Genomic DNA, 13,829 nt, shown 5'->3' with positions numbered 1-13,829 from the left:
CTCACGGCAGGGGCGCGCTCGGGCGCGGGTCTACTTCTGCTTCTTCTTCTTGGGCGCGGGCTTGGGCGCGGCGGTGGACGACGAGTCCTTCGCACCGTCGCTCGTCCTGGAGTCGGCCTCGCTCACGGGCGCGTCCTGCACCGGTGCGTCCTCAGAGGCTGCCGCAGGGGAGGTCTCAGCAGGTCGCGGGGCACCCTTCTGGCGGTCCTTGCGCTTCGGCTGCTGCCGCTGGCCGCGAGGCTGCTCGATCACGGGTGTGGTGTCCTCGACGACGCCCTTCGAGGCACGCTTGCGCGCCTGACGCTCCTTGAGGAGTCGCTCCGCCTCGGAGCCCGGGGCCGGCATACGCCGGATCGTGTAGAACTGCTGCCCCATCGACCAGAGGTTCGTCGTCGTCCAGTAGACCAGCACACCCACGGGGAAGTTGACACCTGAGACGGCGAAGATGAACGGGAAGACGTACAGCATCATCTTCTGCGTCGAGGCCATGGGGCCTTCGAGCGCGGCCTTGGGCATGTTCTTCATGGTCAGCTGACGCTGCGTGAAGAACGTCGTCGCGCACATCGCGAGGATGAGCACGCCGATGACGATCTTGGTCTGGAGGTCGTCGGTCCGCAGGAAGATGTCCGAGAGCTGCGCTCCGAAGACCGACGAGCTCTCGATGTCACCGGCGACAGAGGCGTCGATGGGACCGATCGGGTCGTCCTTGCCGGTCGAGATGGGCACGAGCCCGTTCAGGACGCGGAAGAGTGCGAAGAAGATCGGCGACTGCAGCAGGATCGGCATGCACGAGGCGAAGGGGTTGGTGCCGTGCTTGCGGTACAGATCCATCGTCTCGCGGCTCATGGCCTCGCGGGACGCAGGGTCCGTCTTCCCCTTGTACTTCTTCTGGATCGCCTGCATCTCGGGCTGCAGCATCTGCATGCCGCGCGAGGCCTTGATCTGCTTGAAGAACAGCGGGATCAGCAGGATGCGGATGATGATGACGAGACCGACGATCGACAGGACCCACGCGGGCCCAGGACCGTCGGAGAACCCGAGGAACACCAGACCCTGGTGACACAGGTACATGATCCACGCCACGACCCACTCGATCGGGGCGAGGAACGCGAAGAAGTCCATCGGTGACTGCTCCCTCAACTTCGGACAAGCGTATGAATCGCCCGGACCCGGGCTACGGACTAGTGCGTGTGTCGTGCCGGCGGAACGTCGTCGACCCCACCGAGGCTCCAGGGGTTGCAGCGCAGCAGCCGCCAGAGGGCGAGGCCCGTTCCGCGCAGGGCGCCATGACGACGCACCGCCGTGAGGGCGTACTGGGAGCAGGACGGGTAGTACTTGCACGTGGGGCCCGTCATCGGCGAGATCACCGACTGGTAGGCCCTGATCATGCCGATGAGCGTGAGCGCCGGGACGCGCCGCAGGACGGCGGCAACGCGACGGAGCACGCCAGGGGGCGCCTGGCCCTCCGTGCTCGCGCCGGTGCTCGTACGAGGTTCGTCGATCGCGCGGACGGTCGTCATCGACCCACGCCCGCTCTCTCGTGAAGGCGCCGCGCGGCGCGTTCCAGCCCGCGGTCGAGGTCGACGCTCAGGGCGTCGAAGGACGCCGTGGCGGAGGCGGGCAGGGCGCGGACCACCGCGCGGCCGTGAGCGGGCAGCGCATCGAGGCGCGCGGCTGTCGCGGCCCGCAGGCGACGCTTCACGAGGTTGCGGTGCACCGCGTTCCCCACTGCCTTGGAGACGACAAAGCCGACCTGTGGTCGTGCGTCACCCTCGGGATCCTCCGAGAGGTGCACGACCACGGTCGACCTTCCAGCACGCACGCCGCGGCGCACCGCCCGCTCGAAATCGACGGAACGGCGCAATCGGTGCGCCGCGGGGAGCACGTGGGATCAGGCAGAGAGCTCGGTGCGGCCCTTGCGACGGCGGGCAGCCAGGATGGCGCGGCCGGCGCGGGTACGCATGCGCAGCCGGAAGCCGTGGGTCTTCGCCCGGCGCCGGTTGTTCGGCTGGAAGGTCCGCTTGCTCACGAGGTACTCCAAGAACGTCGGGGAGGTACACCGTCTATGTCCTCGACGATGCAGTGACAGGTCCCGGTTGGAGCCTGTCGGTGGTTCGGGTCGTTCGCCGCGCGGTCGCCCGCGCGGTCGCCGTCCAGGCACGCGGATCGAGTGGGCCATTGCTGGGGACAACGGATCCTGCGGGCTGCTCACGACGCGTGGCCTCGTGTCGAGTCTCCTCTACGCGGGCGCGCCAAGAACACCTGGAACGGCTGTCTGACGGTACGCTGTCGGTCCCCTCCGGGTCAAACCACGACGGGTGACGTTCGCCGCATCGCAGGCTCCGCGGCGTCGCGATGCCGGCCCGTCCTGATCGGGAGACGAGAGGGCCCACCCTACAACCCACAGCCTGTGGACAACTATGTGGACGAGGGGTTCCCATGGCACGATCGACCTCAGCATCACCACACCCGTGACCTCTTTCGTCGAGCGCACCCCGCCCGGCCCGTCAGCGCGCGCTCGACGGCAGGCTCCGTGCCCGACGCACACCCTCGACCCGTGAGGAACTGCCCGTGGCCAACCCGGACGAGAACATCGCCGACGTCTGGGTGCAGACCCTGAGCATCCTCGAAGCGAGCCCGGACATCACGCCCCGGCAGATCGCGTTCATCCGGCTCGCGAAGCCGCTCGCGATCCTCGACGACACCGTCTTCATCGCGGTGCCGCACGAGCAGACCCGCACCTACCTCGAGACACGCGTGCGGGACGAGCTCGTCACGGCGATGTCCTCGTGCCTCGGTCGCGACGTGCGCTTCGGTATCACGGTGGACCCGGAGCTGAGCTCGGACCCGGTGATCGCTCCCGCGTCCCGGCCGGCCGTCGAGCGTCCCTACATCGAGCCCGACGACGGGCTCCCCGACCTTCCCCCGCCGCCTCCGCCCCGCCCGCAGGCGGAGCCGAGCCGGCTCAACCCCAAGTACGTCTTCGAGACGTTCGTCATCGGGTCCTCGAACAGGTTCGCGCACGCCGCCGCCGTCGCGGTCGCCGAGGCGCCGGCCAAGGCGTACAACCCGCTATTCATCTACGGGGACTCCGGCCTGGGCAAGACGCACCTGCTGCACGCGATCGGCCACTACGCGCACAACCTGTACCCGAACGTCCGGGTGCGGTACGTGAACTCGGAGGAGTTCACGAACGACTTCATCAACTCCATCGGGGAGGGCAAGGCCGGCGCCTTCCAGCGCCGCTACCGCGACGTCGACGTCCTGCTCATCGACGACATCCAGTTCCTCCAAGGGAAGGAACAGACGATGGAGGAGTTCTTCCACACCTTCAACGCCCTGCACAACGCCAACAAGCAGGTCGTCATCACGTCCGACCTGCCGCCCAAGCAGCTCAACGGCTTCGAGGACCGGCTCCGGTCGCGCTTCGAGTGGGGCCTCATCACCGACGTCCAGCCACCGGACCTCGAGACGCGCATCGCGATCCTCCGTAAGAAGGCGTCGAGCGAGCGGCTCGCCGCCCCGGACGACGTGCTCTCCTACATCGGCTCCCGTATCTCGACGAACATCCGCGAGCTCGAGGGCGCGCTGATCCGTGTGACGGCCTTCGCGAACCTGAACCGGCAGCAGGTCGACCTTCCTCTCGCCGAGATCGTGCTCAAGGACCTCATCACGGACGAGGACAGCGCCGAGATCACCCCGGCGGCGATCATCGCCCAGACGGCCGCGTACTTCGGCCTCACCATCGACGACCTCTGCGGGAGCTCGCGATCACGGGTCCTCGTCACCGCACGACAGATCGCCATGTACCTGTGCCGGGAGCTCACCGACCTCTCGTTGCCCAAGATCGGCCAGCAGTTCGGTGGTCGCGACCACACGACGGTGATGCATGCGAACCGCAAGATCACGGAGCAGATGGCAGAGCGACGCTCGACCTACAACCAGGTCACCGAGCTGACCAGCCGGATCAAGCAGCAGCATCGCGGCTGACGCACCACGCCGCGTACCACCCCCACGCGTTCCGGCGCTGCCCGGACGAGGCGTCCGCGGGCGGACCGCACAGCCTGCGGAGGAGCGCGCGCTGCAGCCCGCTCCCCGACCGTCGGTACCGAGCATCGAGAACCGGACGGGTGAGACCCTGCTCACCTCCGCACGCCCCCTTCTCACGGGCCTCCTCTCCTGCTGACCCACCCGCCCCGAGGCGTTCGCCGTGCTTCCTCGGACGGGTTGCGGTCGGGCCTCCCGTCCTGCACGGGCAGGTCCCCGTCCGTCCACAGAGATGTGCACCGGCGTGCACCAGCCTGTGGACAGCAGCCCTCCGTCCCCCGCGCTCGGTGAGATGGACCGCGCGACGCCCACTCGTACACAACGTGTGGGCGGAGTTGTCCACAGTCATCCACAGAGATCCTGTGGGTTGTGACATCCGCGTGATCTCGGGATCGCTCCATGACCACAGGTCGTCCGGGACGGCCCGGAACCGCGTCCGCTCGCCAGTTTGTCCCGAACACGCTGTGGAAACGGAGCTCCGTGCACAGTTTGTGGAAGGCCTGCACAAGCCCTCGTTGTGCACGGACCTGTGGACAACTGTGGACGACGGCCCGATCCGTGTGGACGAGTCCCACCACTTCGGTGGACAGCGTGTGGGGACAGAACGGCGACCCACAGGGTGTGCGACTTTCCCACAGCGAGGCCACCGGTCCGTCCACAACCATTTCTGCCGCGTGACCTGGGAAGACAGGCGTTTTCCACGAGATCCACAACCCCTACTACGACGATGAAGGTGTTCTCAGAGGGGGAATTCACACGCCTTCATCAGGCTTCGACCGAGCGACCGACCACGACGCCGGGACCCGACACCCAGCCTCGTCCCCCGGGCACCTCGACGCCACCACCCGATCTCTTCGCCCGGGGTGGGAACCGCCCACGCCAGCCGGGCGACGACGCACGCGCAGGATCGTCCACGAGCACGTCGTTCCAGTTCCTCCCGCCCGTGTCCTCGCGTAGGGTTCTGCACGACACGTGTGCACGGACCTGCGACCCGAGCTCGTCACGTCCCTCGCCCGGGATCGCTGCACCGGACGCACGGACGCCCGGCCCGACGACGAGCCCGAGCATCGGGCGCCGAAGGACGGCACGTGTGAGGATCGGGTCCGATCTGGACGTTGGGACGAGAGGGTGTGGGATGAAGTTCCGGGTTGAGCGTGATGTCCTGGCCGACGCGGTGACCTGGACGGCGCGGACCCTGCCGACCCGCCCGCCGGCGCCCGTGCTCGCCGGTGTCCGGCTCGAGGCGGACGCGTCCGGGACGATCGGCCTGTCGAGCTTCGACTACGAGGTGTCCGCACGTTCCGAGATCCCCGCCGAGGTGAGCGAGCCCGGCACGGTCCTCGTCTCCGGCCGCCTGCTCGCCGAGATCTCCCGCGCGCTCCCCGCCAAGCCCGTGGACGTCGTCCTCGAGGGCAGCAAGGTGACGGTCACGTGCGGCGCCAGCCGCTTCACGCTCCTCACCATGCCGGTGGACGAGTACCCCGCGCTCCCTGCGATGCCCGAGCTCTCCGGCACGGTGTCCGGTGACGAGCTCACGAACGCGGTGGCCCAGGTCACCGTCGCCGCGAGCCGCGACGACACGCTCCCGCTGCTCACCGGCGTCCGGGTCGAGATCGAGGGCGAGAAGATCACCCTCCTCGCCACGGACCGCTACCGCCTCGCGCTCCGTGAGCTCACCTGGACCCCGGTCACGCCCAGCTACTCGGCGGTCGCGCTCGTCCGGGCCCGCACGCTCAACGACGTGGCGAAGTCCCTCGGCGGCTCGGGCCTCGTCAACGTCGGCCTGAACACCGGCGCCGGGGTGGACCTCATCGGGTTCGAGGCAGGCGGCCGCCACACGACGTCACAGCTCGTCGACGGCGACTACCCCGCCGTGCGCCGCCTGTTCCCGGACGAGACCCCGATCCACGCGGTCGTCCCCACGGCCCCGCTCATCGACGCGGCCAAGCGCGTGTCGCTCGTCGCGGAGCGCAACACCCCGATCCGGCTGTCCTTCACGGACGGGCAGGTCGTCCTCGACGCCGGCCAGGGTGACGACGCGCAGGCGTCCGAGGCGCTCGAGGCCGTGCTCGTGGGTGAGGACATCTCGGTGGCGTTCAACCCGCAGTTCCTCCTCGACGGACTCGGCGCGCTCGGCACGGACTTCGTCCGCCTGAGCTTCACGCACCCCAACAAGCCCGTGGAGTTCACCGGGCAGGACTCGTTGGACGGCGAGGACTCCTCGCACTACCGCTACCTGCTCGTGCCGATCCGCTTCGCCGGCTGATCCCGCCGGAGCCGGACGGCTCCCACCGCACCACCCACCCGGAGGACTCGCATGGTCACGCGCATCGGACTCGTCGGTCTCGGCAAGATGGGCAACAACATGCGGGCGCGTATCCGCGCGGCCGGCATCGAGGTCGTCGGGTACGACCCCCGCCCCGAGGTGTCGGACGTCGCCACCCTGGCCGACCTCGTCGCGGCCCTGCCCGACGACGGTCCGCGCATCGTGTGGGTCATGGTCCCCGCGGGCGAGCCGACGCGGGGCGTCGTCACCGAGCTCGGCGGTCTGCTCGGCACGGGCGACTTCGTCATCGAGGGCGGCAACTCGTACTACGCCGAGGACCAGGCGCGCGCCGCCGAGCTGAGCGAGAAGGGCGTGGGCTACCTCGACGTCGGCGTCTCCGGCGGCGTCTGGGGCCTGGAGAACGGCTACGGCCTCATGGTCGGCGGGGACGCGGTCCACGTCGAGGCCGCCATGCCGGTGTTCGACGCGCTGCGCCCGGAGGGGCCCCGCGAGGAAGGCTTCGTCCACGCGGGCGAGGTCGGCGCGGGCCACTTCGCGAAGATGGTCCACAACGGCATCGAGTACGGCCTCATGCAGGCGTACGCCGAGGGCTACGAGCTCCTGGCCGCGAAGAGCGGGCTCGTCACGGACGTGCACGGCACGATGAAGGCGTGGACGCGCGGCACGGTCGTGCGGTCCTGGCTCCTCGACCTGTTCGTCAAGGCGCTCGAGGAGGACCCGCAGCTCGCCGCGATCGACGACTGGGTCGACGACTCGGGCGAGGGCCGGTGGACCGTGGACGAGGCCATCGACAACGCCGTCCCGCTTCCCGTCATCTCCGCCGCGCTGTTCGCCCGCTTCGCCTCGCGGCAGGAGCAGTCCCCGGCGCTCAAGGCCGTCGCGGCCCTGCGCCAGCAGTTCGGCGGGCACGCCGTGAAGGCCGCCGACCCGGCCTGACGGTCGGTCGCCTCGCTCCGGCACGTCCTCCCGCGATGTACGTCTCCCACCTGTCCCTCGTCGACTTCCGGTCCTACGCGGCGGTCGACCTCGAGCTCGTGCCGGGCGTGAACGCGCTCGTCGGGCAGAACGGGCAGGGCAAGACGAACCTCGTCGAGGCGATCGGGTACGTGGCGACGCTCGCGAGCCACCGCGTCGCCGGGGACGCCGCGCTCGTCCGCGCGGGCGCCGAGCGGGCGGTCGTGCGCACGCGCGTCGTCCGGGGTGACCGGGCGAGCACGGTCGAGCTCGAGATCGCCACGGGTCGGGCGAACCGCGCACGCATCAACCGGTCCCCCGCGAAGCGACCGCGAGACGTGCTCGGCATCGTGCGCACCGTCCTCTTCGCTCCCGAGGACCTCGCGCTCGTCAAGGGCGACCCGGACGGCCGCCGACGCTTCCTCGACCAGCTCGCGGTCCTCCTCGTGCCGCGGGTCGCCGCGCTCCTCGCGGACTACGAGCGCGTGCTGCGGCAGCGCGGTGCGCTCCTCAAGTCCGCGACGGCCCTCCGCGGTCGCGGCCGGGGAGCCCGACGTCCCGTGGCCGCGGAGCCCCCGACCGACGACGACGCGTCCGAGAGCTCACCCCTCGCCACGCTCGAGGTCTGGGACGCGCGGCTCGCGAGCCTGGGCGCCGAGATCACGGCGCTCAGACTGCAGCTCGTGGCTGCCCTCACCCCGTACGTCGCGGAGGCGTACGCGCAGGTCAGCGCGGGGCAGGGCGACGCGCGGATCGCCTACCGCTCCTCGGTCGACGAGGCGCTGGACCAGGACGGGGTCGCAGACGTGGAGCCCGCCCCGGGCGAGGTGCACCCCGACGGCGACGGGCCGCCGTCGGGCCTCCCCGACGCGCCGACGCTCGAGAAGCGCATGCTGGATGCCATGCGGACGGTACGGGCGAGGGAGATCGAGCGCGGGGTGAACCTCGTCGGGCCGCACCGCGACGACGTCGTCCTCACCCTCGGCGGGCTCCCCGCGAAGGGCTACGCGAGCCACGGCGAGTCGTGGTCGTTCGCCCTCGCGCTGCGCCTCGCGTCCTACCGACTCCTCAAGGACGGCGCACCGGAAGGCCTCGACTCCCTCCTGTGGGCGGACCAGTGGGGACCCGACGGCGAGCCGATCCTCGTGCTCGACGACGTGTTCGCCGAGCTCGACGTCCGGCGCCGCGAGCGACTGGCCGAGCTCGTCGCCGACGCGGGCCAGGTCATCATCACGGCGGCCGTGCCCGACGACGTCCCCGCCCTCCTGGACGGGGCGCGGTTCGTCGTGCAGGAGGGGACGGTCAGCCGTGTCGAGGACTGAGGGTGGCGTCCCGGGGTCACGCTGGGAGCGGGGGGAGGAGACGACGCCGGGTCTACCATCCGCCCGCTCGTCCCTCGCGGGCTCCCGCCAGGCCCGCCACGACCCGGCATCGTCTCCTCCCCCCGCGATGTCCTCTCACCTCGGCGAGGGCGACCCCGATCACCCGACCTCGTCCTCGAGCTCGGTCGTCGGGGACGGGGCGGGCGCGGAGCCGCGGGCGACGGGGGTGCCGGTGGGCGACGTCGTCGAGCTGACGCCGCCGGCGGAGGTGGCGCGGCAGGCGCTCAACCGCGCGAAGGCGGCGGCGCGTGCCAAGGGCCTGCGACCGGGTCAGGAGCCTCGACGCCGGATCCTGGCCGACCCGCCGACGTCGGGCGCGCGCCCGGGCGGGCGCGACCCGCAGCTCCTGGGCGACGTCGTCGCGCACCTGCTGCGCGAGCGGGACTGGGTCGCGGACGTGTCGGTGGGGGGCGTCGTCGGACGCTGGCGCGAGGTGGTCGGCGACCAGGTCGCCGACCACTGCGAGCCGGAGACGTTCGAGGACAAGGTGCTCGTCGTCCGGGCCGACTCGACGGCGTGGGCGACGCAGGTGAGGCTCCTCGCGCCGCAGCTCCTCGAACGGCTCTCGCGCGAGGTCGGCGAGGGCGTCGTGGAGACCGTCACGGTCCTCGGACCGGCGGGTCCGAGCTTCCGGCGCGGCAAGAAGTCGGTCCGGGGGCCCGGTCCGCGCGACACCTGGGGCTGAGAGCCCGACGGCGCGTCCTCCGGACGTCCTGAGCGCACCACCAGGACTCGCCACCAGGACGCGGGCGCAGGGGACGGCGAGGCCCGCCGTGACCGGGGCACGGCGGGCCTCGCGGGTGGTGACCGAGGCGCAGGTCACCACGTCATGGGGTCAGGACTGCACGCGACGGCGGAGCCAGAACACCAGGGCACCGCCGCCGACGAGCAGGGCGGCGAACGCCGCGGCGCCCGCGACCGTCGCGCCGGTGGTGGCGAGCGCGGGGCCGCTCGCCTGCCCCGGCGCGGGGACGTCCTCGGCCGCGACGGGCGCGACGGGCGGGTTCGCGCAGGCGCTGGTCGCGGGCGGGTAGGAGACGACCGTCGAGTACGACGGGTTCACCTCGAAGAGCACCTGGACGCCGTCACGCGTCCACGCGTAGTTGCCCTCGGTCTCGGTGTACGAGCCGTCCTCGTTGCGGACGAACCCGGGCCACTGCTTCGGCTCCTCCGCGGAGGCGCCGGGCCACAGGAGCGTGCCGCTGAGGGCCTGGTCGCTCACGACGTAGTCCTCGCCACCGGTCGGGTGCAGGAACGTGATCGTCAGCGGGTTCTCCTCGTCGACCGTCACGCCCTCGGGCAGCGCGACCGCGTAGCCGAGGTAGGGGACGTCGCCCTGGCAGACCGCCTCGATCGTGCCCGGGACGAGCGCGCACGCCTCCTCCGACGGCAGCAGGTCCGCGATCGGGAACAACGCGCTGCGACCGTCCTCGGCGACGACGTAGCCGAGCCCCGCCGTCTCGGTGGAGAACTCGACGGAGGCGTCCTTGGGCTCGGCAACGACCCCCTCGGCCGTCGCCGTGTACCGGAACTGCGCCGACTCCGCCGGGAGGTTCCGCTCGGTGAGCTCAGCACCGCACACCTCGACCGCGGTCGGGACGACCGGCGTCGCGGGGGCGACGACGGGCTCGTCGACCGGCTCAGGCGTGTCGCACGCGCCCTCGGGGAACAGGTTCGCCAGGTCCTGGTGGTCCCAGGCGATGAGCGTGCCGGCGGGGAAGTCGCCGAGGTGCTTGCCGTCCGGCGAGTAGCGGATGTCCGTCGGGAGGTCGTCGAGCCCGCCGGGAAGGTCGACGAGATCCTGCTGGACGCCCCACGCGGTGCACAGGTCCTCGGTGGTCACGTCGGGCTCGATCGTCTTCGCGACCTCGCGCACGGCCTCCAGGTCGAGGGGCGCCACGAGCCAGGTCTTGTCCCACGGCTTCTCGGGCAGCGCGACCTCGTCGCTCGCGACGATCTTCTGAGGTCCGGAGTTCTCCCAGGCTGCGGGCCGTCCGGCGTCGAGCTTGGGGTAGACGTAGACGCCGACCTGGACTGGGCTCTCCTCCTCGGGAGCCTCGCAGGCGGTCGTGGAGCCCTTCCAGGACTTGTCGTACCGGCTGTTGTCCGAGGCGTCGACGGCGACGCTCCAGGTGTGGTCCTGGGTCGGGTCCAGCTCGTAGGTCTTCTTGAAGTGCCCGTCGAAGCTGCGGGGCTCGAGCGTCGTGCCGTCGACGACGACGGTCAGGCCGTTCCCGGGCGCGTAGGCCCAGAGATCGACCTTCAGGCTCTGGCAGTCGGCGACGGGTCCGCCGCTGTGGGCGGAGGCGGGTGCCGCGGTGGCCACGAGCAGGCCACCGAGTGCGAGCGCTGTCGTCGCGACGCTCGCGAGGAGTCTCTTCACGAGGTGAGGGTCCCTTCGGGGGTGAGGCCGCCCGCACGCCGATCACTCCTGCGCGGGACGACGCGCGAATCATGATTGTGTGTGGTATTAGACCACTTTCCACGTGAAATACCGATTCCCGACTTGTCCTGAAGGGAGCGTTCCCACGATGCGTGCGGCGAGTCCCGCGCGGACGGCTGCGACGCCCGCGCCGAGGCAGCTCCCCGACCGGTGGACAACGCCTGTGGACAACCTTGTGGAGGAGTCTCGACGGCGGCGCGCGGATCGAGTCGTGAAAGCCGAGGACGTCGTCCCCAGGGGGGCCACAATCCGCGGAATTCGGCTCGTGGCGGGTAGACTGGGGAGGTCATTCCGGGTCTGTTCACCACCCGTGCGCGCAGCCCTTCCGAGAAGGCGCGGCCAGCCGTCCACGGCCGACCGTCCGTCGTCGCGGAGGCGGCCGAGGCCGGTCGTGGTGCGGGCCCGGAACCCTTGAGCAGCGGCGACCGCCTTCGCACGAACGCGGGTGCTGCGTGCACGACGACGAGGAGCAGTACTGCCCGTGGCAGACCACACCGACACCGCCATCTCCGACCCGACGGCGTCCGCGGAGGCGGCACCCGCGGCGGGTGGCGGCTACGACGCGAGCAACATCACCGTCCTCGAGGGCCTCGAGGCGGTCCGCAAGCGTCCGGGCATGTACATCGGCTCGACGGGTGAGCGAGGCCTCCACCACCTTGTGTACGAGGTTGTGGATAACTCTGTGGACGAGGCTCTCGCCGGCCACGCGGACACGATCGACGTGACGCTCCTCGCTGACGGGGGCGTGCGCGTCGTCGACAACGGGCGCGGCATCCCCGTCGCGATCCACCCGACCGAGGGCCGTCCCACGGTCGAGGTCGTCATGACGATCCTGCACGCGGGCGGTAAGTTCGGCGGTGGCGGGTACGCCGTCTCGGGCGGTCTGCACGGTGTCGGCATCTCGGTCGTCAACGCGCTCTCGTCCCGCGTGGTCACCGAGGTCCAGCGTGACGGCTACGCCTGGCGCCAGGAGTTCGCCGACGGCGGCAAGCCCGTGGGCGAGCTGCACCGCGGCGAGGCGACGCAGGCGACAGGCACGACGCAGACGTTCTGGGCCGACCCGACCATCTTCGAGACCACCGAGTACGACTTCGAGACCCTGCGCGCGCGGTTCCAGCAGTACGCGTTCCTCAACAAGGGCCTGCGGATCACGCTGACCGACGAGCGCCCTGCGCACCTCGACACCGGGGACGAGGTCACGGGCGAGGCCGAGGACGGCACGCCCGCGAGCGGAGACGAGACGTCGTCGGACGCCTCGTCCGCTGCGCGCACGGTGAGCTACAAGTACGACGGCGGCCTCATCGACTACGTGAAGCACCTCAACGGCGCCAAGAAGGTCGAGCTCGTCCACCCCGACGTCATCGACATCGAGTCGGAGGACACCGAGAGGCGCATCTCCGTCGAGATCGCGATGCAGTGGACGAGCGCCTACTCGGAGTCCGTCCACACGTTCGCCAACACGATCTCCACGACCGAGGGCGGCACGCACGAGGAGGGCTTCCGCGCGGCGATGACCTCGCTGGTCAACCGCTACGCGCGCGACAAGGGCATCCTCAAGGAGAAGGACGACAACCTCACGGGCGACGACATCCGCGAGGGCCTGACGGCGGTCATCTCCGTCAAGCTGGGCGAGCCGCAGTTCGAGGGGCAGACGAAGACGAAGCTCGGCAACACCGAGGCGAAGACGTTCGTCCAGCGCGTTGTCAACGAGCGTCTCAACGACTGGTTCGACTCGCACCCGAACGAGGCGCGCGACGTCCTGCGCAAGGCGATCCAGGCGTCGCAGGCCCGCCTCGCCGCGCGCAAGGCGCGCGAGGCGACGCGCCGCAAGGGCCTGCTGGAGTCCGGGGGCATGCCCGGCAAGCTGCGGGACTGCCAGTCGAACCGCGCCGAGGAGTGCGAGATCTTCATCGTGGAGGGTGACTCCGCCGGCGGCTCCGCCGTCCGCGGTCGCAACCCGCAGACGCAGGCGATCCTCCCGATCCGCGGCAAGATCCTCAACGTCGAACGCGCGCGCCTCGACCGGGCCCTGTCCAACCAGGAGGTCCAGTCGATCATCACGGCGTTCGGCACGGGCATCGGCGAGGACTTCGACCTCGCGAAGCTCCGGTACCACAAGATCGTCCTCATGGCCGACGCCGACGTCGACGGCCAGCACATCGCGACGCTCCTGCTCACGCTGCTCTTCCGGTACATGCGCCCCCTCATCGAGAACGGGCACGTCTACCTCGCGCAGCCGCCGCTGTACCGGCTCAAGTGGTCCAACGCCCCGCACGACTACGTCTACTCGGACAAGGAGCGCGACGCGTTCCTCACGTCCGGGCAGGCCGCCGGCAAGCGGATCCCCAAGGAGAACGGGATCCAGCGCTACAAGGGTCTGGGCGAGATGGACTACTCGGAGCTGTGGGACACGACCATGGACCCCGAGCACCGCACCCTGAACCAGGTCACCCTGGACGACGCCGCCGCCGCGGACGAGATCTTCTCCGTCCTCATGGGCGAGGACGTCGAGTCTCGCCGCAGCTTCATCCAGCGCAACGCGAAGGACGTGCGGTTCCTTGACATCTGACCGGCCGGCGTCCGCCCCGCGCGGGCGACCGGCCCGCGAACGTGCCCCGGCGGCGCGGACCGCGGCAGACGACGAGCGCAGCGAGCACGCAGGAACGAACGAACGAGGTAGACCGTGACCGACGACCAGAACCCCGAGATCGAGCCG

General features: G+C 70.5%; 11 protein-coding genes. 6 read left to right on the top strand and 5 right to left on the bottom strand.

Annotation, left to right across the window (positions count from 1 at the left end; all coding sequences use genetic code 11):
* Window positions 1-30 precede the first annotated feature (30 nt).
* Genes yidC through rpmH form a run of 4 tightly spaced genes read right to left on the bottom strand, consistent with a single transcriptional unit; the run spans window position 31 to window position 2,029 of the window.
* Window positions 31-1,122: a membrane protein insertase YidC gene (yidC, locus tag FIC82_RS02200; RefSeq protein ID WP_154797390.1), complete on the bottom strand. Its 1,092-nt coding sequence runs from the start codon at window positions 1,120-1,122 to the stop codon at window positions 31-33.
* 59 nt (window positions 1,123-1,181) lie between these two features.
* Entirely contained in the window at window positions 1,182-1,520 is a 339-nt protein-coding gene (yidD, locus tag FIC82_RS21315; RefSeq protein ID WP_154797389.1) for a membrane protein insertion efficiency factor YidD, read from the bottom strand.
* Complete coding sequence (gene rnpA, locus FIC82_RS02190) at window positions 1,517-1,885, bottom strand: ribonuclease P protein component (protein ID WP_168731414.1); 369 nt, start codon at window positions 1,883-1,885, stop codon at window positions 1,517-1,519. The genes yidD and rnpA overlap by 4 nt, the downstream gene beginning before the upstream one ends.
* A gap of 6 nt (window positions 1,886-1,891) precedes the next feature.
* Window positions 1,892-2,029, bottom strand: a complete 138-nt coding sequence (rpmH, locus tag FIC82_RS02185; RefSeq protein WP_034225701.1) for a 50S ribosomal protein L34 — start codon at window positions 2,027-2,029, stop codon at window positions 1,892-1,894.
* A 542-nt stretch (window positions 2,030-2,571) separates the two neighbouring features.
* Here rpmH and dnaA point away from each other — a divergent pair.
* From dnaA to FIC82_RS02160, 5 genes are all read left to right on the top strand, one after another.
* Entirely contained in the window at window positions 2,572-3,990 is a 1,419-nt protein-coding gene (dnaA, locus tag FIC82_RS02180) for a chromosomal replication initiator protein DnaA (protein WP_168731413.1), read from the top strand.
* 1,192 nt (window positions 3,991-5,182) lie between these two features.
* Window positions 5,183-6,313: a DNA polymerase III subunit beta gene (dnaN, locus tag FIC82_RS02175; RefSeq protein WP_154797387.1), complete on the top strand. Its 1,131-nt coding sequence runs from the start codon at window positions 5,183-5,185 to the stop codon at window positions 6,311-6,313.
* Between the two features lie 51 nt (window positions 6,314-6,364).
* Window positions 6,365-7,270 (top strand): phosphogluconate dehydrogenase (NAD(+)-dependent, decarboxylating), encoded by a 906-nt coding sequence (gnd, locus tag FIC82_RS02170; RefSeq protein WP_154797386.1) that lies wholly within the window; start codon window positions 6,365-6,367, stop codon window positions 7,268-7,270.
* A gap of 35 nt (window positions 7,271-7,305) precedes the next feature.
* Window positions 7,306-8,610 (top strand): DNA replication/repair protein RecF, encoded by a 1,305-nt coding sequence (gene recF / locus FIC82_RS02165; RefSeq protein ID WP_154797385.1) that lies wholly within the window; start codon window positions 7,306-7,308, stop codon window positions 8,608-8,610.
* 127 nt (window positions 8,611-8,737) lie between these two features.
* Window positions 8,738-9,355 carry a DciA family protein gene (locus FIC82_RS02160; RefSeq protein WP_154797384.1) on the top strand — a complete coding sequence of 206 codons (618 nt, stop codon included), beginning with the start codon at window positions 8,738-8,740 and terminating at the stop codon, window positions 9,353-9,355.
* Window positions 9,356-9,505: 150 nt separating this feature from the next.
* Here FIC82_RS02160 and FIC82_RS02155 read toward each other — a convergent pair whose 3' ends face one another.
* Window positions 9,506-11,053 (bottom strand): hypothetical protein, encoded by a 1,548-nt coding sequence (locus FIC82_RS02155; protein ID WP_154797383.1) that lies wholly within the window; start codon window positions 11,051-11,053, stop codon window positions 9,506-9,508.
* Window positions 11,054-11,618: 565 nt separating this feature from the next.
* Between FIC82_RS02155 and gyrB the strand changes: the two genes are divergently transcribed.
* Entirely contained in the window at window positions 11,619-13,682 is a 2,064-nt protein-coding gene (gene gyrB / locus FIC82_RS02150) for a DNA topoisomerase (ATP-hydrolyzing) subunit B (RefSeq protein ID WP_253691713.1), read from the top strand.
* The last annotated feature ends 147 nt before the right edge of the window (window positions 13,683-13,829 follow it).

The sequence above is a fragment of the Cellulosimicrobium protaetiae genome (assembly GCF_009708005.2).
In the GTDB taxonomy this organism is placed as follows: domain Bacteria; phylum Actinomycetota; class Actinomycetes; order Actinomycetales; family Cellulomonadaceae; genus Cellulosimicrobium; species Cellulosimicrobium protaetiae.
The sequence above is the reverse complement of the archived record's forward strand: the minus strand, read 5'-3'. Positions and strand labels throughout refer to the sequence as shown.